Below are 21,560 nucleotides of genomic sequence, written 5' to 3' on the forward strand. Positions count from 1 at the left end.
GATAAAAATGGCTTTACGCTAACGCTCTAATCTTATCCATTATTGTATTTGCCAACTCATTAGCTTTTGATTCAGAGGCGCTTTCTGAGTAAATTCTAATAATTGGTTCAGTATTAGATTTTCTCAAATGAACCCATTCAGAACCGAAGTAAATTTTTACTCCGTCTGTTGTATCAACCTCATTTTCACTATAAGCTTTGGCAACATTGTTAAGAATTCCATCCACATCCATACCGGCTTCTAGTTCGATTTTGTTTTTAGAAATATGATAATTTGGATAGGTAGCTCTTAATTGACTTGATGTCATTCCTGATTTTGCTAAATGAGTCAGAAATAATCCTATTCCTACTAAAGCATCTCTACCGTAATGAACTTCAGGGTAAATAACACCTCCATTCCCCTCTCCGCCAATAATGGCATTGGTTTCTTTCATTTTATTTACAACATTAACCTCGCCTACGGCAGATGCTGCATATGAACAACCATTATATCTTTCAGTTACTTCTCGCAAAGAAATAGTACTTGATAAGTTTGACACTGTATTTCCTGGAGTGTGCTTTAATACGTAATCAGAAATGGCAACCAGCGTATACTCTTCACCAAACATGCTCCCGTCTTCACAAACAAAAGCCAATCTGTCAACATCCGGATCAACCACAATTCCTAAATGCGCTCCCTCTGACTTTATTTTAGCCGAAATTTCAGTTAAATTTTCGGGTAAAGGCTCAGGGTTGTGTGGGAAATGGCCTGTAGGATCGCAGTATAATTGAATAATGTCCTTTACACCTAATGCGCGAAGCAATGCAGGTACAAAAATCCCCCCTGTTGAATTAACGGCATCAACGGCAATTTTAAAATTTGCTTTTTCTATTTCCGATTTATCAACCAAAGGCAAATCTAAAACTGCCTGAATATGTGCTTCTAAATAAGACGAATTGTAAGTTGTTGTTCCTAAATCATCTACCTCTGCATAATTATAAGCGTCATCTTCCGCTATTTTTAGGATAGCTTTTCCATCTGCATCTGAGATAAATTCACCTTTTTCATTTAATAGTTTTAATGCATTCCATTGTTTTGGATTATGACTTGCGGTGATGATTATTCCACCTTGAGCCTTTTCCATAGGTACTGCAATTTCTACCGTTGGGGTAGTAGAAAGATCAAGATCAATAACATCAATACCTAATCCATTTAAGGTAGATGTAACAATATTACTGATCATTTTGCCAGATAACCTGGCATCTCTACCGATAACTACTTTTGTTTTGTTGCCGCCATTTCTATCAATTAACCAACTTCCGTAAGCGGATGAAAATTTAACTGCATCTAAAGGTGTTAATGCATCTCCTGGTTGTCCACCAATAGTTCCTCTGATACCTGAAATGGATTTGATTAAAGTCATAAGTAGTTATTTTGTTGGTAAAGCTTCAAATATAAATGAAAAGAAAGTTTTGTTTAACGTTATTACATATTGTTGATGAACATTAATAAGTGAAATAATTATTTTTTATTGACGTTAGTAGGAATTGAATATTATTTTTTAATATTGCAATACATTCGGAGGTGACTTCTCGGTTACCAAAGTATTATCAGATTATTTCTAGGAAAACAGAATTCTATTATCAAATCATTTTATGAATAACAATCCTGATTTATCCTCAAAAAAGATTGAGGAACTTAAGCAAATTGCTACTCAACTGGGTATTAAAAATGTAGCTAAAATGAAAAAAGCTGAACTTATTGCTGCTATTAGTGGTGGTGAGAATAAAGCGGATTCAACTGAAGCTACAACTGCAACAGAGAGCGGTGAAGAATCAACACAGAATAAACGTCCGCGTAAAAGAGTAGAGGCTACCGAAGAAAAAGGTGAAGCTGATTTGTTTAGTGGATCTACAGATGACAAACCAGCTGCAGAGAAATCTGAGGGAGGTGAGCAACATAAATCTCATCACAAAGATCAGGGTGCTAAAAGAAGACCGGAGAGAAATCAACGTAAAGAGCAGAATGATAGTAGTCAGGGGAATAATCAAGGAAGTAATCAAGGAAACAATCAGGGAAATAATCATCATCACAAAAAACAAAACAAAAGAAATCCTCAAGAAGAATTTTACGGATATAATTTTGATGGGTTAATTGTTAGTGAAGGTGTGTTGGATATGATGCAGGATGGATATGGCTTCCTAAGATCATCAGATTATAACTATTTGCCTTCACCGGATGATATTTATGTATCTCAATCTCAAATCAAACTTTATGGGTTGAAAAAAGGAGATACTGTAAAAGGAGCAATACGTCCACCAAAAGAAGGAGAAAAATACTTCCCGCTTATTCAGGTTGAAAGTGTAAATGGACGTGAGCCTAGTTATGTAAGAGATAGAGTTCCTTTTGAATATTTAACGCCTTTATTTGCACAAGAGAAATTCAAGCTTACCGGACACGATAAGGAGACAATGTCTACACGTGTTATGGATTTGTTTGCACCAATTGGAAAAGGGCAAAGGGGAATGATCGTTGCCCAACCTAAAACGGGTAAAACAGTTTTGTTAAAGGATGTGGCTAATGCGATTGCCGCAAATCACCCTGAGGTATATTTAATTGTGTTGTTGATTGATGAAAGACCTGAAGAGGTAACAGATATGGCACGTTCAGTAAATGCAGAAGTTGTTGCTTCAACATTTGATGAGCCGGCAGAAAAGCACGTGAAATTGGCCAATATTGTTTTAGAGAAATCTAAAAGGATGGTTGAATGTGGACATGATGTAGTTATCTTGTTAGATTCAATTACCAGATTGGCTAGAGCATATAATACGGTTCAACCAGCATCAGGTAAAGTATTGTCTGGAGGGGTTGATGCAAATGCATTACATAAACCAAAAAGATTCTTTGGTGCTGCTAGAAAAATTGAAAACGGTGGATCTTTAACCATATTAGCAACCGCTTTAACTGAAACTGGTTCTAAAATGGATGAGGTGATCTTTGAAGAATTTAAAGGTACCGGTAACATGGAGCTTCAGTTAGATAGAAAAATCTCTAACAGAAGAATTTATCCGGCTATTGATATACTTGCATCTGGTACCAGACGTGAAGATTTATTGATGTCAAAAGATGCCTTGACAAGAATTTGGGTGTTGCGTAAATATCTTGCAGATATGAATCCTGTAGAAGCTATGGAATTCATTAAAGAAAGAATGGAGCAAACACAATCTAACGAGGAGTTTTTGATTTCAATGAATGGGTAATTACTTGGCTACGGCTAGTAAAATTCCAATTCCTAAGGCCAAACTTATCAGTATGTTTAAAATACCATACAGATAAAGTTGGTTTTTTATCAAAGCGACAGTTTCAAAACTAAATGTGGAGAATGTAGAAAATCCTCCGCAGAATCCAATGATTACTAGGTATTTAATCCATAATTGTTGGCTCAATTTGTCTTTGTAAAAGTGAACTACTAATCCTAGTACTAAACAGGCTAAGAAGTTTGTAATAACAGTTCCAAAAGGAAATTCACTTTTAATCATTTTAAGCGATATTTCAGAAATTCCAAACCTGGTTAGGCCGCCTAAACCGCTACCAATAAAAACTAATATGATCATTTGAAATACGCTCATGTTCTTATTTACGCAGCTTTGGGTGAATTTGTTTTTAGTCTGATTCTTTTGCGAACACTTTTTGTGCTGTAGAAAAGTAGAAATGCAATAGATGTACCCAACAATGCTCCGCCCAAAATATCTGCAGGATAGTGGACTCCTAAATAAATTCTACTATACATGATCAGTAATGCGTAAAATATCAACGTCCACCACCATTTGTTCATTTTTCTGAAGTTAAACAAGATAAAAGTGGTAATTGCAGAAACGTTTGCCGCGTGAGAAGAGACAAAACCATATGTACCTCCTCTATATTCTTTTCCGTCTGGTTTTATTACGGTTAAAACCTGGTCTGCAATTTCGAGATTATGGGTAGGTCTATATCTTAAAAAGACATACTTAAAGGCATGAACGGAAATTAAATCAGCTAGTGCAATACAAGTGACCGTTCCCAACAAAATGTATAACAAATATTTCCATCCTCCTTTGCTATATGAGTATATCAAAATAAAAGTATAAAGCGGAATCCACATCACAGTTGTACTTACGTACCACATTACTGTGTCCATAAATGGTGAATGGTTTCCGTTTAACCATAGAAAAAGAGATCTGTCAATGGCTTCTAGTTGCTCAAGCATGCAGTAAAATTAGTAAATGATCTATCAGCTTTGAACTTATTAAAGAAAAAAGCCGATTCACAGGAACCGGCTTTTTTAATATTAACGTGATATTATTATTCGTTTTTGCAGTGTCATTTCATTGATGAGCTTTACGTTTATCACATAAACTCCATTGCTTAAATCTCCAATATCTATCATAGTTTTATGACTTGGATCAACGAATATGTCTTTAACAACTTTTCCGCTCATATCAACTAATTTCAATTCATTGATGTCAATTTTTGCCTCAACTTTTAGCCAATCATTTGCAGGTATAGGGTAGACTATAAAGTCTGTTTGTTCTGTGTCATTAATTCCGGCAGGTTGATAGCAAGTTGAAAGGGTGTCCACATCTGCACAACTGGTAGTCCATCCTGTCAATGAATCTGACAGAATGATGTTATATACTCCTGCTGCAAAGTAGTGAGTTGCTTCAAAAGCTGTATCAATAGGCGATCCATCTCCCCAGTCCCAATAACATTGTGTAGTATCTCCATTTCCTTGGAATACGTCAACGTTGTAAAATCTATTGAATAATATAGGGCTGCTTAAGTTGGTGACAGTTTTATCACCGGCCAATAGCTCGCAATTTGGAGAAACAGAAAATTCGGCGTCAACATCATAGGAAACAATTGGATAAAAAAGCATGTCTGCGTCAAAAGGAGTACCGCCAACATTTACGTTGTATCCTCTTACCCAGTTAAATCCAATTTTTGCACTTCCTAAGTTCTCGCCCTGTCCATCTCCATTATTATAACTGCTAGAATACATTACTATGGAGTTAGGGGAGTTGTTGAATACTGCAATGATATAGGGTTGATCCAATGTAACAGCTGAGTCAAACATGGCTGTTTTTATCAAAGAGTCAATATTATACGCATAAATAATTGTATCAACAGCAACGGTAGTTGAGGCAACTGGAGCTCCAAATGGTAAGGAGTCTGCATTGGCTTCATATACTGTAACAGTAACATCTATTGAATTTCCACTTACATTATCTGATTTATATGCCACAAATTGTGCTCCATGAACCTGAATGGGTTGCGGGCAATCAAAATACTGGCAAAACCCAAATGCAGATGTTGAATTGTTTATTTGTATACCTTGAGTTGCGGTAGCTTTAGCAAGATTATATAGGATGGTGTCATTTCCGCAATCGGTGGATCTTTGTCCTGATGAATTTCCAAAAGGACCATGTTTAATTGATGTTTCTTCTCCAACAGCTTGCAATTGACCAAAAGAGGTGAAAGCTGAGAGAATTAAACAAAGGAGTAGATTTTTTTTCATAGGTGTTAATTATCGCTTTACGCAATTTAAGAAAAAATACAAACGATTAACTCCTAGTGAAATACAAATTAGCTTTTCTCAGCTCCCTCTGCAAAAGATTTGAAATCGTGCATATTTGCCAGAGACTGTTTTTTGAAGGCTTTAGGCATTAAAATAGAGACTACCCAAACCATACCTTTGAATTTAAAGACGTTGTTTTGGGTCCATCTGGTTTGATTGTCAGATATGATGTCAAAACGATTGTCATTCCAATTTTTTACACCTTTTGAGGTAAATACAAAATTAATGACATCCGGAAGTTCCATTCTGGTAATCTCTTCTTCAATGGTCATTTCGCCTCTTTTTGATTTGAAAACCATTTTTGATTTAGCTCCTGTCTCGCCAGGGTTTCCGGATAGATGATCCCATTTGTCAAGACCTTTCATCCATTTAAAAGCATTTTCCTGATTATTGAAAAGCTCAACTACCTTTTCCCTGGGTAATTCAATTACAATTTCGTGCGAATATTTCATGAGGTTGAAAACGTATCTCTAATAAAAGTAGAGATTTATTCAAAAAATCAAAACTTTGCTTAAGTTAAAATGTTGTTTTTCAAATAGATGATTATTGTTTGACAAATTTTGAACTCACACTGTTTCCATCTGAACTAAACATTTGTAAAATGTAATTTCCAGTTGCTAAAGAATGAATATCTATTGATCCATCCACTGTGTATCCAGCTAATATTTTTCTCCCGCTCAAATCAACAATAGAATAATTGAAGTTATTTTGATTGGTCTTGATAAAATCATTTGCAGGGTTTGGATAAATGACGATTTCATTTGATTTGCCATCAAGTTCTTTTTCACCTACACCGCAAGAAGCTGTTCCAAACGTCACTCCCATACCAATAGTTCCGGTATTTAAATTAAATGAGCCAGATGGTGTGTTGATTGTTAAACTTCCTATCACATCACCTAAATTTGAACTGTTTCCATCTATATAAATGGTTCCACTTCCTCTTAAAGTATCTCCTCCACAGTTACTAAAATCGTTCATGATACACAAAATACCATTGTTGGTGTAAATGGCATCCATTGTTTGGATATTACAGTTAGTAGCATTGTTATTCACTGTCATCAAACCATTATTAATAAAATCCCCTTGATTGTTAAAGTCTTCATTCACGGTAATAGTTCCGGCATTAGTAAAGGTAGAACCTTCGTCATGTGCAAATGAAGAGGTTGTTAAGGAACCGGAATTTATGGTTGTTGATCTCGTAAATACACTATCCATAACGGCTGTGCCGTGATTTTCAATAAATCCTGCATCCATCAATAGATCGTCAATTTCCAGATATCCTTCGTTGATTAAAGAACCGCCATTGATATAAAATGATAGCATGTTAGCGCCATCAGATAATTGCCCATTAGCTGAAATCTTAATTTGCCCGCTGGTATATGCAATACCTGTAGATAATGAAAGGTTGTGGTTAATTACCAAAGAGTCTCCGTCAGCCGGTAAACAAGTGCAATCCCAAACAAAAGGATTCCAAAACGCTCCATCCTGTGTAGTAGTTTTAACTTGAGCAAAACTCACTCCGGTAAACATACATAATGCAATTGCTAATCTTTTCATACCATCTAGTTTATGCTAGATAATACGTGAGATAGATAAAAAGGTTAGATTGAGGTTATTTATATGATTCAAAAATCATCATTCTAAAAGCCTGAGGAGACATGCCTTCGCTCTTTTTAAATTGACGGGTGAAATATGCCGGATTGTTAAAGCCAGTTCTACCGGCAACTTGTGAAATACTCAATTTGTGGTCGTTCAACAATCTCTTGGCAAACTTAATTCGCTCCTGAAGAATAAATGAAACCGGAGATTCCCCAATGGTGTCTTTAAACACTCTATGAAAATGAGAAGCACTCATGTAGGCTTTATCTGCCAATCCTTCTACAGTTAATTTATCAGATAAATTTTGCTTAATGTATCGCACAATGTAAGCGATTCTGTTATTGTTATATAAATCGCTAGACGCTCTTAAAATAGTTGATCTAGCTTCTGTTTGTAGTAATCTAACAATCAGTTCCTTTAACATGTAATCCAACAACATGTCTCTTGAATTGTGCTGGTTGATAAAGGTCATTGTAATGCGATTCATCAAATGTTGAATATCATTTTGTGCATGAACCATTCCAGGCTTTTTGGCAATTTCCCAACGTTTAAAATCGTCATTTTCAATTCTGACTTTTTCATTGAAATTGTTGATTGTTTCTCGTATCAATGAGGGATCTATGCCTAGCGCAAGACATTGAGTTGGATTTTGAAATGAGGCTTCAGGGAAATCTATGATCATTTCTTGTCCTACAGGCATTACTAATGTCTCACCGGGAAAAAAGTTAAACTGATCCATATCTTGTAAATGCATTACTTTTTTACCGCTAAGCATGCTCACAATTACTGGATAGTCAAAAGTTAAATCAACCCTTTCTGCCACCTTGTAAGTTTCAAACATGTTTAATTCTGAAGCATCTGCTTGGAAGACACTTTGATTCTCAACAAGAGTTTGAACCCTACTTTCAATTATTTGCCTATTCAAATCGCTCATAAAAGTTGATACAAGTTACTCAAAATCATCAAATCCTTAAACGATTCTATCACAATGATAGGATAGTGCAAACGATCGGTAGATTAATGCAAAAGTTTGAGATTCAAACTGTCTAGCTTCACATAAATCAAAAAACATGTGATATGAGTTATACAAAACCGACATTTAATGATGTATATAATAACTTCATTAACGGAAAATTTACTCCACCCGTAAATGGTGAGTATTTTGAAAACAGATCGCCTGTGGACAATACTTTGATTGCAAAGTATCCAAGATCAACAAAAGAAGATGTTGATTTAGCAGTTGAAGCAGCTAATGCTGCAAAAGAAGCCTGGGGAAAAACTTCAGCCACACAAAGAGCGGCTTTACTAAATAAAGTAGCTGACATCATAGAAGAAAATCTAGAAGAATTCGCTTTAGTTGAAACATGTGACAACGGAAAAGCGATAAGAGAAACTTTAAATGCAGATGTACCTTTGTCAGTTGATCACTGGCGTTATTTTGCTGCGGCTATCCGAATGGAAGAGGGCTCTGCAACAGAGTTAGATGAAAACACGGTGTCTTTAATTATTAAAGAACCAATCGGTGTAGTTGGTCAAATTATTCCGTGGAACTTTCCTTTGTTGATGTTGTCCTGGAAATTACCCCCTGCTTTGGCATCAGGTAACTGTGTAATTTTAAAACCAGCTGAGCAAACGCCGTCTTCTGCTACCTTATTAATGGAGAAGATTGCTGATGTATTTCCTCCGGGTGTAGTAAATGTTGTTCATGGCTTTGGTCCTGAAGCCGGAAAACCACTGGCATCTCACGACGGGATTGACAAAGTGGCTTTTACCGGGGAAACAACAACCGGGCAGTTAATTATGCAATATGCTTCTAAAAATCTGAATCCGGTAACAATGGAATTAGGAGGTAAGTCACCTAATATATTCTTTAATAGTGTAATGGATGAGGATGATGCATTCTTGGATAAAGCTATTGAGGGAGCTGTGTTGTTTGCATTTAACCAGGGTGAGGTTTGTACTTGTCCTTCAAGAATTTTGGTTCAAGAGGATATATATGATGCTTTCATGGAGAGAGTTGTTGCAAGAACTAAAGCAATTGTTCAAGGAAATCCTTATGATGTCAATACTCAAGTGGGTGCACAAGCTTCAAGTGATCAAAAAGAAAAGATTCTTTCTTATTTAGAAATTGGAAAAGAAGAAGGAGCAAAAGTGTTAGCAGGTGGAGCTGCTTGCAATTTGGATGGAGATTTTGCGAATGGATTTTACATTCAGCCTACAATTTTAGAAGGGCATAATAAAATGCGTGTGTTCCAGGAAGAGATTTTTGGACCTGTTGTTTGTGTTACCAAATTCAAAGATGAAGCAGAGGCTTTAGAAATTGCCAATGACACTTTGTATGGGTTAGGTGCAGGCGTTTGGACAAGAGATGCGCATCAACTATATCAAATTCCAAGAGAAATAAAAGCGGGTAGAGTATGGGTGAATTGTTATCATGCTTATCCAGCACATGCTCCTTTTGGAGGATATAAAAAATCAGGATTCGGAAGAGAAACACATGTGATGATGATGAACCATTATCGTCAAACAAAAAACATGTTGATCTCTTATGATAAGAACAAATTAGGTTTTTTCTAGGATGATTTAGTTTATCCGGTGAGCAAGGAGGGGGAGTAGATTTCGGCATTAGGCTCCCTCTCATTTTGTTTTAAAATCAATCATAAAATGGAAAGACTAGCAATAACAGAAGAAGCAGCAAAAGCTGTTGAACAATTGAAAGAAAAACATGGTGATTTGATATTTCATCAAAGTGGTGGTTGCTGTGACGGTTCTGCTCCCATGATTTTTGAAGAGGGCGAAATGTATATAGATGATAATGATGTTAAGCTTGGAGAGATTTGTGGTGTTCCATTTTACATGAGTAAAGATCAGTTTGAATACTGGAAACATACTCATCTAACAATAGATGTTACCGAAGGAAGAGGTGCCAGTTTTTCATTGGAGATACCTTTGGGAGTACGTTTTATTGTTAAATCTAGACTACTTACGGCGGAATGAAAAAGCCGAGCTAAATAGAGGTAGGGGGATGCGCTTGCATCCCCTTTTTTGTGCAATAAAATTCTTTCTAGGTGATGTTTTTAAGAGGTAGAAGAATAGTGCAATAAAAAAGCAGTATAATTATTGTGCTAAATAGATATACATTTGCTAAATTAGTATATATGAATGAAAAAGCATGTCCTAATTGTGGAAGTGAGCACTATATAAAAAGTGGTGTTGTCAACCATAGGCAAAGGTATAAGTGTAAAGATTGCAGCTATTTCTTTACTGTATTTAAGGATGGTAAGAAGATTGATGATTATTATGTCAATAAGGCGCTCCAGTTATATCTTGAAGGGCTTACTTACAGGGAAATTGAACGAATTCTAGGTGTTTCTCATGTCAGTGTAATGAATTGGGTAAAGAAGTATCGGGTTAAACGTCCGGAAAATACTAATTATCATCCTTCGTATCGCATCTTTAGTGCTACAGAATTATCTACTTACTTCAGTAATCCTGAAAACCTTAGAGGAGCAGGGAATATAGTGACTGAACTGGGAGATAAATTCATGCTTATTAAATGGGAAAGATTTAGAGAATAACTATATTATTTAGCAAATAAATATAGCTGTTTAGCATTCATCCGTAGTTTGTTTGAATTTAGTTGGGCCGACAACCAGCTTTTTAGTAATTGAAATTCAAATAACTATGAAGTTTATGTTTAAACATTTTTCTACATATTTAGCAAGTATTGTAATACTTACAGTATCTGCTAATAATGTGAAAGCGCAAACCTCCCCCGATATATACAAAGGAGGTTTAAAAGTAAATTTAAATGATGATGGATCTAAGTACTTTAGATTGATCTCCTGGGCGCAAATTCAGGCCATCTATGCTGATGGGGCTGGTTCGGCCAATTCAAATGTTACCCTTAATTTGAGAAGAGCAAGGGTGCTGATGTACTCTCAAATCAGTAAAAAATTCTTAATTCTAACTCATTTCGGTCTTAACAGTCTAAACAGAAACACATTGAGTCCAACCGGAACAGGTCCAGGATCACAGTTGTTTTTTCATGATGTTTGGGGGCAATATTCAATAGGTGAGAATCATGCAGTTGGAGCTGGTTTACATTATTTCAATGGGATTTCCAGGTTAAATAATCAATCAACCTTGAACATGATGACATTGGATAATAACAGACAATCGTGGGCTACAATTGGATTATCTGATCAATTCGCAAGACACTTAGGGGTGTTCGGAAAAGGATCCATTGGTAAATTGCAATATCGTTTGGCTATCAATGATGCATTAACTAATACACTGGATACAAGAGATCCTGTATATGGAGGTTCTGCTGTTTATGCCGGAAAAAAACTAATTGGTTCTAGAACTGCTGGGTTCACTTATGCCGGTTACTTTGAGTATCAATTTCTGGATAAAGAGTCAAACTTCTTGCCTTATAAGGTTGGAACCTATGTTGGTAAGAAGAAAGTGTTAAATCTAGGTGCCGGTTTCTTCTTGCATCCTAACGGATCAGTAATAATGACTGATACATTGGGAACACTTGCGGGTGAGAATGTTGGAATATTTGCCGGAGATGTATTCTTTGAGTATCCAATTGGATCCAATAATTCGGCAATCAGTGCATATGCTACTTTTCAATACAATAATTACGGGAGAGATTATTTGTATAGCGCATACGGAACAGGAAACATGATTTATGGACATTTGGGATATGTAGTTCCCGGAAAAGCAGAAAAACCTCGCTTACAACCTTATGTATCCTATGCCTTAAACTCATATGATGCATCACCTGATAATAGAACTGTGCTTGGTGTAGGAACCAACTTATATCTCACAGGTCATCATTCAAAACTAACGTTGGAGTATCAAAGGCAACAATTTGGCACAACTGTGGGCAATGCTATGACACTTCAAGCTATGATTTACCTATAAAAACACTTAATATGTCTGAAGATAAAACAAAAGCAAAAGCATATTGGAAAGAGAATTTAAGATACTTAACAATATTGCTAGTTATCTGGTTCCTGGTTTCATGTGGAGCCGGTATCCTATTCAAAGATTACTTAAACCAATTCAGTTTGGGCGGATTTAAACTTGGTTTTTGGTTTGCTCAGCAGGGATCAATCTACGTGTTTGTCATACTCATTTTTGTCTATGTGTATTTGATGAACAAACTAGATAAAAAGTACGGTTACGAAGAAGAATAATTATAAAAGAAATTAAAGATATTTATTATGTCAGTTGAATTATGGACTTGGATATTGGTAGGCGTAACATTCGCGCTATATTTTGGAATAGCCATTTGGGCTAGAGCGGGATCTACCAAAGAATTTTATGTTGCAGGTGGGGGCGTTTCTCCACTTTCAAATGGTATGGCTACGGCTGCAGATTGGATGAGTGCAGCTTCGTTTATTTCAATGGCCGGAATTATTTCATTCAGTGGTTATGATGGCTCTGTTTACTTAATGGGTTGGACAGGTGGATACGTCCTCTTGGCCTTGCTGTTAGCTCCATATTTAAGAAAGTTTGGAAAGTTTACAGTGCCTGATTTTATAGGGGATAGATATTACTCTAATACGGCAAGAACAGTAGCAGTAATATGTGCCTTGATAGTTTCATTTACTTACGTTGCAGGTCAAATGAGAGGTGTTGGAATCGTGTTTTCACAATTCCTCCAGGTAGATATTGTGGTCGGTGTCATCATAGGTATGGCGGTTGTATTGGTGTTCGCCTTCCTGGGTGGTATGAAAGGAATTACCTATACACAGGTTGTACAGTATTGTGTATTGATTTTTGCTTTCATGGTGCCGGCCATTTTTATTTCTTTTCAAATGACTGGAAATCCAATTCCTCAAATGGGAATGGGAGGCAGTACCTCAGATGGCGTCTATATACTGGATAAGTTAGATGCACTTCACACTGATCTTGGATTTAAAGAATATACCAGTGGAACAAAATCTACATGGGATGTATTTGCAATCACAGTTGCCTTAATGGTTGGAACGGCAGGATTACCGCATGTAATTGTTAGGTTCTTTACCGTACCAAAAGTAAGAGACGCTAGAAAATCTGCAGGTTTGGCTTTGTTGTTTATTGCTATTCTTTATACAACAGCTCCGGCAGTAGCGGTTTTTGCCAGAACTAATATGATTGAAACAGTAAGTGAAAAATCATATTCTTCAATGCCTAACTGGTTTAAAAACTGGGAAGAAACAGGATTGATCGCCTGGTCTGATAAAAATGGTGATGGTAAAATCCAATATGTAGCAGGTAATGCACTTGATGGTAAAAAACCTGAATTTTTAGAAGGTAGAGGAGCGTTTGGTGAAAGATTAGTAGCCAATCCTAATATGGCCGAAATGAATGAGCTTTATGTAGATAGAGACATCATGGTATTAGCCAATCCTGAAATTGCCGAATTACCAAACTGGGTAATCGCATTGGTTGCTGCAGGTGGATTAGCGGCAGCACTTTCAACAGCAGCAGGATTACTACTTGTAATCTCTACTTCTGTTTCACATGACTTGATTAAAAAACAAATTAAACCAAATATTTCTGACAAAGGTGAGCTAATGGCAGCACGAATCAGCATATTAGTTGCAGTAATAGTGGCTGGATTGTTCGGCATTTATCCTCCCGGATTCGTTGCTGCCGTTGTCGCCCTTGCTTTTGGATTAGCCGCGGCGTCCTTTTTCCCGGCTATCATTCTCGGAATCTTTGATAAGAGAATGAACAAGCAAGGAGCAATTACCGGAATGGTTGTGGGTACTTCCCTAATGCTGTTCTACATGATCAGATTTAAAACAGGTTTGGTTGGAGTAATGGATCCTTTACCTGCCGAAGATTGGTGGTTTGGAACATCACCAGAAGGTTTTGGTACCGTTGCAATGGTTGTCAATTTTGTCGTCTCCTTTGTGGTGTCAAGATTGACTGCAGCTCCACCAAAAGAGGTGCAAGAAATTGTTGAGGATATTAGAATCCCTTCAGGAGCAGGAGAAGCAGCTCAACATTAAATTAAACGGGAAAGACAGCTCTTTTTAGAGTTGTTTTTCCCATTTTTATATAGATAAAGTATCCATGAAAAAAAGACATGAACAAAAATTAGTAGTACTGGCTTTGGCCCTTTTTATTGGGTTAAATGTGCCGTTCATTCTAATTTTTGATTTTCAAGGTCATGTTTTAGGAATTCCGGTACTTTATTTATACATCTTTTTTGTGTGGTTAGTGTCCATACTCATTGCTTATCGAATTTTATCTAGATTTTATGAGTAGTGTTGGATTGATCATAATTATTGTGCTGTATCTGGCACTGATTTTCTTTATAGCTTTTTGGGCTGAGAAAAGAAAAAACAGTAGATGGGTCAATAATCCATATATCTATACATTGTCTTTAGCAGTATACTGTACGGCTTGGACCTACTACGGGAGTGTTGGTAAAGCAGCAACTTCGGGAATTGAATTCTTGACAATTTATTTGGGTCCAATTATAGCATTGCCTTTATGGATAGTGCTGATGCGAAAGATCATCCGAATTTCAAAGAATCACAATGTGTCATCAATTGCGGATTTTATTTCATTGAGATATGGTAAAAACAGAACATTGGGTGCAGTTGTAACAATTGTAGCCTTATTGGCAACAATACCATACATCTCATTACAGCTAAAAGCTATTTCAGATACATTCCACATCATGACTGCCGGAAGTATTGAAAGTGGCAATAACATCCTTTACGATTCTACCTTTTACATTGCATTAATACTTGCAGTTTTTGCAACATTTTTTGGTACACAAGCTTCTGATGCAACAGAAAAGCATAGAGGATTAGTGGCTTCTGTGGCATTTGAGTCAATTTTAAAACTCGTATTCTTTTTAATTATTGGAGTGTATGTTTCATTTGTGATGTTTGATAGTCCTGCCGATATTTATAATCAGATTTCGAAAACAGAGAATTTTGAACAGTTAACTTCTTTTGGAGGTGTAGACAATGCTTTTAATTGGATGTTTTTAATCGTATTGTCATTCATGGCTATCTTTTTACTACCAAGACAATTTCAGGTTGCCGTGGTAGAAAATTCAAGGGAAAAACATCTTAAAAAGGCTATTTGGTTGTTCCCGCTTTACCTACTGCTGTTTAACGTTTTTGTAATCTATATTGCCTGGGGAGGGAACCTTATTTATGGAGATGCATCTAATGCAGAATATTATTCATTGTTGATTCCTTTAGAAAGTGGAAATTCATTCCTGGCTCTTTTAGTCTTTTTAGGTGGATTTTCAGCCGTGATTTCAATGGTAGTGGTTTCAACCTTGGCCTTGAGCACCATGGTGAGTAATAATCTTATCATTCCGTATGGATTCTTAGGAAAATTCATTCAAGGTCAAACAGATAGTAATACCAAGTCAATTAAAAATATCAGACGAATTTCAATCTTCTTGATAATTGCGTTGGCGTATTTGTTTTTTGTGAGCTTTTCAGTTCAAATTCCATTAATCTCTATAGGCTTGATGGCTTTTGTAATTGTTGCCCAATTGGCTCCTTCTTTCTTTATTGGGCTATATTGGAACAGAGGATCTGCCAAAGCTTCAATTATTGGGATTATTATAGGCTTGTTAATCACGGTTTACACTTTTGTTTTACCTTTTGTCATTGAAGCATTTACTGGTGATAATTCATTTACGTTATATGGCCCTTTTGGAATTGAAATTTTAAAACCTCAGGCACTTTTTGGTCTTGATTTTATGGGACCAACAGCACATGCTTTTTTCTGGAGTTTAACTTTTAATACCTTGACCTATTTTATTTTGTCTTTAACGGCAAAAGGAAATTATAGGGAACGAAATTTTGCTGAAATCTTTATCGACCCAAAAAACTATACAAATCTACAGGACAATGCACTTGTTTGGAAAGGTGAGGCTTATGTTGAGGATATCAAAAATGTATTGAAAAAATTTCTGGGTGAAGCTCAAACAAATAGAGCATTGGATCTATTTTTTAAAAAGTATGACTTGCCAGCAGATACGCAAATGGCAGATGCCAGATTAATTAATTTTTCTGAAAAGTTGTTGGCCGGTAGTATTGGTGGTGCCTCAGCTCAAATTCTAATTTCTTCTGTTGTGAAAGAAGAAGAAATCAGCTTAATAGAAGTGCTTAAAATTCTAGAGGAATCTAAAAAGACAATTGATAGCAATAAGATATTAAAAGACAAGTCTGATGAATTACACAATTTGGCAGAGCAATTAAAAGCTGCCAATTCAGAGTTATTGGTCAAAGACAAACAAAAAGACGAGTTTTTAGATACAGTAGCTCATGAGTTAAAAACCCCAATAACCGGAATCAAAGCAAGTACAGAGTTATTGATTGAAGATATTAATGAAATGCCTGAGGAGTTGAAAACTCAATTTCTTATCAATATTCTGAATGATTCAGATAGACTATCAAGGTTGATTAACAACATTCTGGATTATGAAAAACTATCTACAGGTAGAGAGGAGTTAGACTTAGAATACCAAAATATTAAAACAACCATTAATAAGGTTTATCAAAGTCTGCAAACTATTGCAACTAATGTAAATTGTGAAATCAAATTAAAAAGCGAAGCTGATTTCAAATTGTATTTTGATGAGGACAGAATTACTCAAGTATTGACCAATCTATTGTCAAACGCAATTAAGTATGCAGATAAAGAAAATGGGATCATAGAAGTGGATTACCGTCAGGAGTTTGATAAACTCTATGTATCAGTTGCAGATAACGGAAGTGGTGTTCCTGATGAAGACGTAAAATACATTTTTGATAAATTTTTCCAATCGCATCATCAAAACACTATTAAGCCTAGTGGTAGTGGATTTGGATTAGCAATCTGCAAGCAAATTATAGAAAAACACAACGGATCAATTTGGTACGAACCAAGCGCTTCCGGAGGTGCCAAAATAACATTTAATATACCTGTTACTAAACAAAGCCAAGAAACAAATGAGTAAAAAAATTGTGATAGTTGATGATGAGCCGAACATTGTTATGTCACTCGAATATGCCTTTAAGAAAAAAGGTCATCAGGTTTTTATTGCCAGAGATGGTTCTGAAGCCATAGAGATAATTAAGAAGGAATTGCCGGATGCTGTGGTGTTAGATGTTATGATGCCAAAAGTAGACGGTTTTAACACGCTCAAACAAATTAAGAACTCACCTGAATTAAAAAACTGTAGAGTAGTGTTCCTTTCTGCTAAAAACAAAGAAAGTGATATTCAAAAAGGATTGGATTTAGGAGCTGATAAGTACCTAACAAAGCCTTTTTCAGTGAAGAAAGTAATAACAGAAGTTGAAGAGCTTCTTTAAAATGATTGATTATGAAGTTTAGTTTATCACCCTTGGTCTCTGACATAGTAATTTCGGTTTATGTCGTTTTAACCTTGGCATTGAGGTTTGTATTTGAATCAAGAACTAACCTAAGTCCGGGACTATCTATTGCACTGGGCGCTTGCTTCTTGGTAATTTTGTGGGTGTTGATCAAGGCAAAAGTCTTGAATCCAAATTGGTTCGGATTGTTTAATTCAAAAAAGTAAGAAGGTGTATAAAAGTGAGTATAAATTAAGCATTGAGCAACCGGAGGAATTCTGGGGACGTGCAGCTAACGAAATAGGCTGGTATAAAAAGCCAACAAATATTTTAAACAGAACATCTAATAGGTGGTTTGAAGATGGTGTGTTAAACCTTTCTTATTTATGTGTTGATAAGCATGTAATGGACGGATTTGGAGAACAGATAGCAATAATATATGATTCACCAGTTTCGAATCAAAAACTGCATATCAGCTATAATGAACTTCAAAATGAAGTGAGCAAGTTGGCCGGTGGATTACATAAGTTAGGAGTTGAAAAAGGAGATACAGTAATTATTTATATGCCCATGATTCCGCAAGCTCTTTACGCTATGTTGGCTTGTGTTAGAATTGGAGCAATACACTCTGTTGTATTTGGTGGCTTTGCACCCCACGAATTGGCAATTAGAATTGACGACAGCAAACCAAAAGCTATTATTTGTGCAAGCAATGGAATTGAGGTTGATAAAATTATTCCATACAAACCTTTTGTTGATGAAGCCATTAATCTGGCAGATCATAAACCTGAAAAAGTGATCATTTACGATAGAAAGCAAAATGTTCCTTTTGAGAAGAAAGCTTATGATGTAGATTATACCAATTTAGTTGATTCATCTGATCCGGTAAATCCGGTTCCTGTAGAAGCTGATCATCCTTCATATATTTTATATACTTCTGGAACAACTGGTAAACCAAAAGGTATTGTTAGAGATACGGGTGGATACGCAACAGCATTAAAATACACCATGAAAAATGTCTATGGTGTTGAGCAAGGAGACGTTTATTGGGCGGCAAGTGACGTGGGTTGGGTTGTTGGACATAGTTACATTGTATATGGTCCTTTAATCAATAGAAACACTACCATATTGTTTGAAGGTAAACCTATTAAAACTCCTGATGCTTCAACTTTTTGGAGAGTAATTAGTGAACACAATGTACGTGTAATGTTTACTGCTCCAACTGCCATCAGAGCGATCAGAAAAGAGGATTCAGAAGGATCGTTTATTAAAAAGTTTGATTTATCTAATTTGAAATACTTGTTTTTGGCTGGTGAGCGTTGTGATGTAGCAACCTTAAGATGGGCTGAAAATCAATTAAAAGTACCTGTAATAGATCATTGGTGGCAAACAGAATCTGGCTGGCCAATGATTGCAAATATGGCTGGGCTAGAGCTTTTTCCTGTTAAGCCTGGCTCAGCCACTTTTCCTGTTTGCGGATATGATGTGCAGATTTTGGGCGAAAATGGTGTTGTGCAAGGAGCTAATACAGAAGGATATGTAGCGGTTAAACTTCCTTTACCTCCAGGAAATTTATTGAGTTTGTGGAATGATGATGAAAGATTCCAAAATGGATATTTAAAGAAATTCCCGGGCTATTATTTTTCAGGTGATGGTGGGTATAAAGATGCAGATGGATATGTATTTATTACCGGAAGAGTAGATGATATCATCAATGTTGCAGGACATAGGTTGTCAACAGCTGAAATGGAAGAGGTAATCAGTATGCATCCTTTGGTGGCTGAATGTGCTGTTTTTGGTGTCCATTGTGAGTTAAAAGGACAAAAGCCTCTAGGGTTAGTGGTTGTTAAGCCTGGAATTAAAATAGATTTTAAAGATCTTCATAGTGATTTGGTACAAGCTGTGCGAAAGGAAATTGGACCTGTTGCTTCTTTTAAAGATGTAGTGGTAGTAAACAGATTACCAAAAACCAGATCAGGAAAAATCCTAAGAAAATTGTTACGTGATATAGCGGACAACAAAGAATATAAAATTCCTTCAACTATAGACGATATAGCTATTGTCAGTGAAATAGAAGAAGCGTACATAGAAAACAATATTGGTATTCATCAAAAAATGAATTATGAGTAATTATCACATTAAAAATTTAGAAGAGTATTTTAAAGTGTACAGAAAGTCTGTTCACAAACCTGAAGAATTTTGGGAAGAAATAGCGGAAGAACATTTTGTTTGGCGTCAACGCTGGGACAATGTGATGAGTTTTGACTTTGAAAAACCAGAAATCAAATGGTTTGAAAACGCAAAGTTGAATATAACTGAAAACTGCATTGATAGGCACTTGCGTACAAGAGGAGATAAGACTGCTATATTATTTGAGCCAAATGATCCAAATGAAGAGGCGCAACACATCACCTATAAAAGATTGGCAGAACGCGTCAATCAAATGGCAAATGTATTAAAGGATAATGGCGTGCAAAAGGGAGACAGAGTATGTATTTACTTACCTATGATCCCTGAGTTGGCTTTTGCAGTTTTAGCCTGTGCAAGAATTGGAGCTATTCACTCGGTTGTTTTTGCAGGATTTTCATCATCTGCCTTGGCAACGAGAATTAATGACAGTGATTGTAAAATTGTGTTGACATCAGATGGATCTTATAGAGGTTCAAAATCAATAGATTTAAAAGGAATTGTAGATGAGGCATTAAAAACTTGCCCTAGTGTTAAAAGTGTATTGGTTGCTAAGCGAATCAACTCTGATATTCACATGGAAGAAGGAAGAGATAAATGGCTACAACCTTTGTTAGATGCAGCATCAAAAGATTGCGAACCGGAAATAATGGATGCAGAAGATCCTTTGTTCATCTTGTATACATCAGGATCTACCGGAAAACCAAAAGGAATGGTTCATACAACGGCAGGTTATATGGTTTATACTGCCTACACTTTTAAAAACGTCTTCCAGTATAGAGAGTCTGATATTTATTGGTGTACGGCAGATATTGGATGGATTACCGGTCATAGTTATATCATATATGGTCCATTGGCAAATGGAGCTACAACTGTAATGTTTGAAGGTGTTCCGTCTTATCCTGATTTTGGAAGATTCTGGGAGATTGTAGAGAAACACAAAGTAACTCAGTTTTATACTGCTCCAACTGCTATTAGGGCGTTAGCTAAAGAAGATTTGGCTTATGTTGAAAAATATGATTTATCAAGTTTAAAGGTATTAGGGTCAGTAGGGGAGCCAATTAATGAAGAAGCCTGGCACTGGTATGATGACAATGTAGGTAAAAAGAAAAGCCCAATTGTGGATACCTGGTGGCAAACAGAAACCGGAGGGATTTTGATTTCTCCAATTCCTTATGTTACACCAACCATTCCAACATTTGCAACGCTTCCTTTACCAGGAATTCAACCGGCCTTAATGGATGAAAACGGTGAAGAAATAAAAGGAAATTTGGTAGAGGGTAGATTGTGTATCAAGTTTCCATGGCCTTCAATTGCCAGAACCATTTGGGGTAATCATGAAAGGTACAGAGATACGTATTTCTCAGCCTATAAAGGCAAGTATTTTACGGGTGATGGTGCAAGAAGAGATGCTGTAGGATATTACAGAATTACGGGTAGGGTAGATGATGTGATCATTGTTTCAGGTCATAACCTTGGAACTGCGCCGATTGAAGATGCCATTAATGAGCACAATGCTGTAGCAGAATCTGCAATAGTTGGTTTTCCACATGATATTAAAGGAAATGCTTTGTATGGATTCATTACCCTGAAGGAAACTGGTGAATCGCGTAATCACGATAATTTAAGAAAGGAAATTAATCAATTGATTACAGAGCAAATAGGGCCAATTGCCAAATTGGATAAGATTCAGTTTACAGTTGGATTGCCTAAAACTAGATCAGGAAAAATTATGCGCCGTATCCTTCGAAAGATAGCGTGTAATGAAGCGGAAAGTCTAGGTGATATTTCAACCTTATTAAACCCTGAAGTTGTTCAGCAGATTTTAGAAGAAAGAATCGCATAAT

General features: G+C 36.2%; 20 protein-coding genes. 13 read left to right on the forward strand and 7 right to left on the reverse strand.

What is annotated here, in order from left to right; translation table 11 throughout:
• Window positions 1-13 precede the first annotated feature (13 nt).
• The gene (gene glmM / locus K6119_RS16590) at window positions 14-1,402 is read right to left on the reverse strand and encodes a phosphoglucosamine mutase (protein WP_221833476.1); all 1,389 of its coding nucleotides are present in this window, start codon (window positions 1,400-1,402) and stop codon (window positions 14-16) included.
• Between the two features lie 232 nt (window positions 1,403-1,634).
• Between glmM and rho the strand changes: the two genes are divergently transcribed.
• Window positions 1,635-3,239, forward strand: a complete 1,605-nt coding sequence (gene rho / locus K6119_RS16595) for a transcription termination factor Rho (RefSeq protein ID WP_221833478.1) — start codon at window positions 1,635-1,637, stop codon at window positions 3,237-3,239.
• On the opposite strand, the gene K6119_RS16600 is transcribed toward rho, so the two are convergent.
• The 6 genes from K6119_RS16600 to K6119_RS16625 all read right to left on the reverse strand — a co-directional run bounded on the left by K6119_RS16600 (window position 3,240) and on the right by K6119_RS16625 (window position 8,126).
• Window positions 3,240-3,608, reverse strand: a complete 369-nt coding sequence (locus K6119_RS16600) for a fluoride efflux transporter FluC (RefSeq protein WP_221833480.1) — start codon at window positions 3,606-3,608, stop codon at window positions 3,240-3,242.
• 8 nt (window positions 3,609-3,616) lie between these two features.
• Window positions 3,617-4,225: a phosphatase PAP2 family protein gene (locus tag K6119_RS16605; RefSeq protein ID WP_221833482.1), complete on the reverse strand. Its 609-nt coding sequence runs from the start codon at window positions 4,223-4,225 to the stop codon at window positions 3,617-3,619.
• Window positions 4,226-4,306: 81 nt separating this feature from the next.
• The gene (locus tag K6119_RS16610) at window positions 4,307-5,533 is read right to left on the reverse strand and encodes a T9SS type A sorting domain-containing protein (RefSeq protein WP_221833483.1); all 1,227 of its coding nucleotides are present in this window, start codon (window positions 5,531-5,533) and stop codon (window positions 4,307-4,309) included.
• Window positions 5,534-5,601: 68 nt separating this feature from the next.
• Window positions 5,602-6,045 (reverse strand): SRPBCC family protein, encoded by a 444-nt coding sequence (locus K6119_RS16615; protein WP_221833484.1) that lies wholly within the window; start codon window positions 6,043-6,045, stop codon window positions 5,602-5,604.
• A 91-nt stretch (window positions 6,046-6,136) separates the two neighbouring features.
• On the reverse strand, window positions 6,137-7,150 hold the full coding sequence (locus tag K6119_RS16620; protein WP_221833485.1) for a T9SS type A sorting domain-containing protein: 1,014 nt from the start codon (window positions 7,148-7,150) through the stop codon (window positions 6,137-6,139).
• Window positions 7,151-7,205: 55 nt separating this feature from the next.
• A complete protein-coding gene (locus K6119_RS16625; RefSeq protein WP_221833486.1) occupies window positions 7,206-8,126 on the reverse strand; it encodes an AraC family transcriptional regulator in 921 nt (306 codons plus the stop codon).
• A 143-nt stretch (window positions 8,127-8,269) separates the two neighbouring features.
• Here K6119_RS16625 and K6119_RS16630 point away from each other — a divergent pair, with 143 nt between their 5' ends.
• The 12 genes from K6119_RS16630 (at window position 8,270) to acs (ending at window position 21,559) form a co-directional block, all read left to right on the forward strand.
• On the forward strand, window positions 8,270-9,769 hold the full coding sequence (locus K6119_RS16630) for an aldehyde dehydrogenase family protein (RefSeq protein ID WP_221833487.1): 1,500 nt from the start codon (window positions 8,270-8,272) through the stop codon (window positions 9,767-9,769).
• An 87-nt stretch (window positions 9,770-9,856) separates the two neighbouring features.
• The gene (locus K6119_RS16635; RefSeq protein WP_221833488.1) at window positions 9,857-10,189 is read left to right on the forward strand and encodes a DUF779 domain-containing protein; all 333 of its coding nucleotides are present in this window, start codon (window positions 9,857-9,859) and stop codon (window positions 10,187-10,189) included.
• A gap of 161 nt (window positions 10,190-10,350) precedes the next feature.
• Window positions 10,351-10,770: a transposase-like zinc-binding domain-containing protein gene (locus K6119_RS16640; protein WP_221833721.1), complete on the forward strand. Its 420-nt coding sequence runs from the start codon at window positions 10,351-10,353 to the stop codon at window positions 10,768-10,770.
• 106 nt (window positions 10,771-10,876) lie between these two features.
• Entirely contained in the window at window positions 10,877-12,124 is a 1,248-nt protein-coding gene (locus K6119_RS16645; protein ID WP_237828044.1) for a hypothetical protein, read from the forward strand.
• 11 nt (window positions 12,125-12,135) lie between these two features.
• Complete coding sequence (locus tag K6119_RS16650; protein WP_221833489.1) at window positions 12,136-12,399, forward strand: DUF4212 domain-containing protein; 264 nt, start codon at window positions 12,136-12,138, stop codon at window positions 12,397-12,399.
• Between the two features lie 27 nt (window positions 12,400-12,426).
• Window positions 12,427-14,205, forward strand: coding sequence for a sodium:solute symporter family protein (locus K6119_RS16655; RefSeq protein ID WP_221833491.1), 1,779 nt, complete (start codon window positions 12,427-12,429; stop codon window positions 14,203-14,205).
• A 64-nt stretch (window positions 14,206-14,269) separates the two neighbouring features.
• Entirely contained in the window at window positions 14,270-14,464 is a 195-nt protein-coding gene (locus K6119_RS16660) for a hypothetical protein (RefSeq protein WP_221833493.1), read from the forward strand.
• Window positions 14,457-17,171, forward strand: a complete 2,715-nt coding sequence (locus K6119_RS16665) for a sensor histidine kinase (RefSeq protein ID WP_221833495.1) — start codon at window positions 14,457-14,459, stop codon at window positions 17,169-17,171. Before K6119_RS16660 ends, K6119_RS16665 begins: the two co-directional genes overlap by 8 nt.
• A complete protein-coding gene (locus tag K6119_RS16670) occupies window positions 17,164-17,526 on the forward strand; it encodes a response regulator transcription factor (RefSeq protein ID WP_221833497.1) in 363 nt (120 codons plus the stop codon). Before K6119_RS16665 ends, K6119_RS16670 begins: the two co-directional genes overlap by 8 nt.
• A gap of 11 nt (window positions 17,527-17,537) precedes the next feature.
• Complete coding sequence (locus K6119_RS16675; RefSeq protein WP_221833499.1) at window positions 17,538-17,753, forward strand: hypothetical protein; 216 nt, start codon at window positions 17,538-17,540, stop codon at window positions 17,751-17,753.
• Between the two features lie 4 nt (window positions 17,754-17,757).
• Window positions 17,758-19,656, forward strand: a complete 1,899-nt coding sequence (locus K6119_RS16680; protein ID WP_221833501.1) for an acetate--CoA ligase — start codon at window positions 17,758-17,760, stop codon at window positions 19,654-19,656.
• On the forward strand, window positions 19,649-21,559 hold the full coding sequence (gene acs, locus K6119_RS16685; protein WP_221833503.1) for an acetate--CoA ligase: 1,911 nt from the start codon (window positions 19,649-19,651) through the stop codon (window positions 21,557-21,559). The genes K6119_RS16680 and acs overlap by 8 nt, the downstream gene beginning before the upstream one ends.
• Window position 21,560: the final 1 nt, after the last annotated feature.

Origin of the sequence: Paracrocinitomix mangrovi (assembly GCF_019740355.2) — a bacterium.
Classification (GTDB): domain Bacteria; phylum Bacteroidota; class Bacteroidia; order Flavobacteriales_D; family Crocinitomicaceae; genus Paracrocinitomix; species Paracrocinitomix mangrovi.

Bases quoted from the DNA above. Each gene is read 5' to 3' on its own strand.
- glmM (WP_221833476.1), bottom strand. From the start codon at position 1,402: ATGACTTTAATCAAATCCATTTCAGGTATCAGAGGAACTATTGGTGGA.
- rho (WP_221833478.1), top strand. From the start codon at position 1,635: ATGAATAACAATCCTGATTTATCCTCAAAAAAGATTGAGGAACTTAAG.
- K6119_RS16600 (WP_221833480.1), bottom strand. From the start codon at position 3,608: ATGAGCGTATTTCAAATGATCATATTAGTTTTTATTGGTAGCGGTTTA.
- K6119_RS16605 (WP_221833482.1), bottom strand. From the start codon at position 4,225: ATGCTTGAGCAACTAGAAGCCATTGACAGATCTCTTTTTCTATGGTTA.
- K6119_RS16610 (WP_221833483.1), bottom strand. From the start codon at position 5,533: ATGAAAAAAAATCTACTCCTTTGTTTAATTCTCTCAGCTTTCACCTCT.
- K6119_RS16615 (WP_221833484.1), bottom strand. From the start codon at position 6,045: ATGAAATATTCGCACGAAATTGTAATTGAATTACCCAGGGAAAAGGTA.
- K6119_RS16620 (WP_221833485.1), bottom strand. From the start codon at position 7,150: ATGAAAAGATTAGCAATTGCATTATGTATGTTTACCGGAGTGAGTTTT.
- K6119_RS16625 (WP_221833486.1), bottom strand. From the start codon at position 8,126: ATGAGCGATTTGAATAGGCAAATAATTGAAAGTAGGGTTCAAACTCTT.
- K6119_RS16630 (WP_221833487.1), top strand. From the start codon at position 8,270: ATGAGTTATACAAAACCGACATTTAATGATGTATATAATAACTTCATT.
- K6119_RS16635 (WP_221833488.1), top strand. From the start codon at position 9,857: ATGGAAAGACTAGCAATAACAGAAGAAGCAGCAAAAGCTGTTGAACAA.
- K6119_RS16640 (WP_221833721.1), top strand. From the start codon at position 10,351: ATGAATGAAAAAGCATGTCCTAATTGTGGAAGTGAGCACTATATAAAA.
- K6119_RS16645 (WP_237828044.1), top strand. From the start codon at position 10,877: ATGAAGTTTATGTTTAAACATTTTTCTACATATTTAGCAAGTATTGTA.
- K6119_RS16650 (WP_221833489.1), top strand. From the start codon at position 12,136: ATGTCTGAAGATAAAACAAAAGCAAAAGCATATTGGAAAGAGAATTTA.
- K6119_RS16655 (WP_221833491.1), top strand. From the start codon at position 12,427: ATGTCAGTTGAATTATGGACTTGGATATTGGTAGGCGTAACATTCGCG.
- K6119_RS16660 (WP_221833493.1), top strand. From the start codon at position 14,270: ATGAAAAAAAGACATGAACAAAAATTAGTAGTACTGGCTTTGGCCCTT.
- K6119_RS16665 (WP_221833495.1), top strand. From the start codon at position 14,457: ATGAGTAGTGTTGGATTGATCATAATTATTGTGCTGTATCTGGCACTG.
- K6119_RS16670 (WP_221833497.1), top strand. From the start codon at position 17,164: ATGAGTAAAAAAATTGTGATAGTTGATGATGAGCCGAACATTGTTATG.
- K6119_RS16675 (WP_221833499.1), top strand. From the start codon at position 17,538: ATGAAGTTTAGTTTATCACCCTTGGTCTCTGACATAGTAATTTCGGTT.
- acs (WP_221833503.1), top strand. From the start codon at position 19,649: ATGAGTAATTATCACATTAAAAATTTAGAAGAGTATTTTAAAGTGTAC.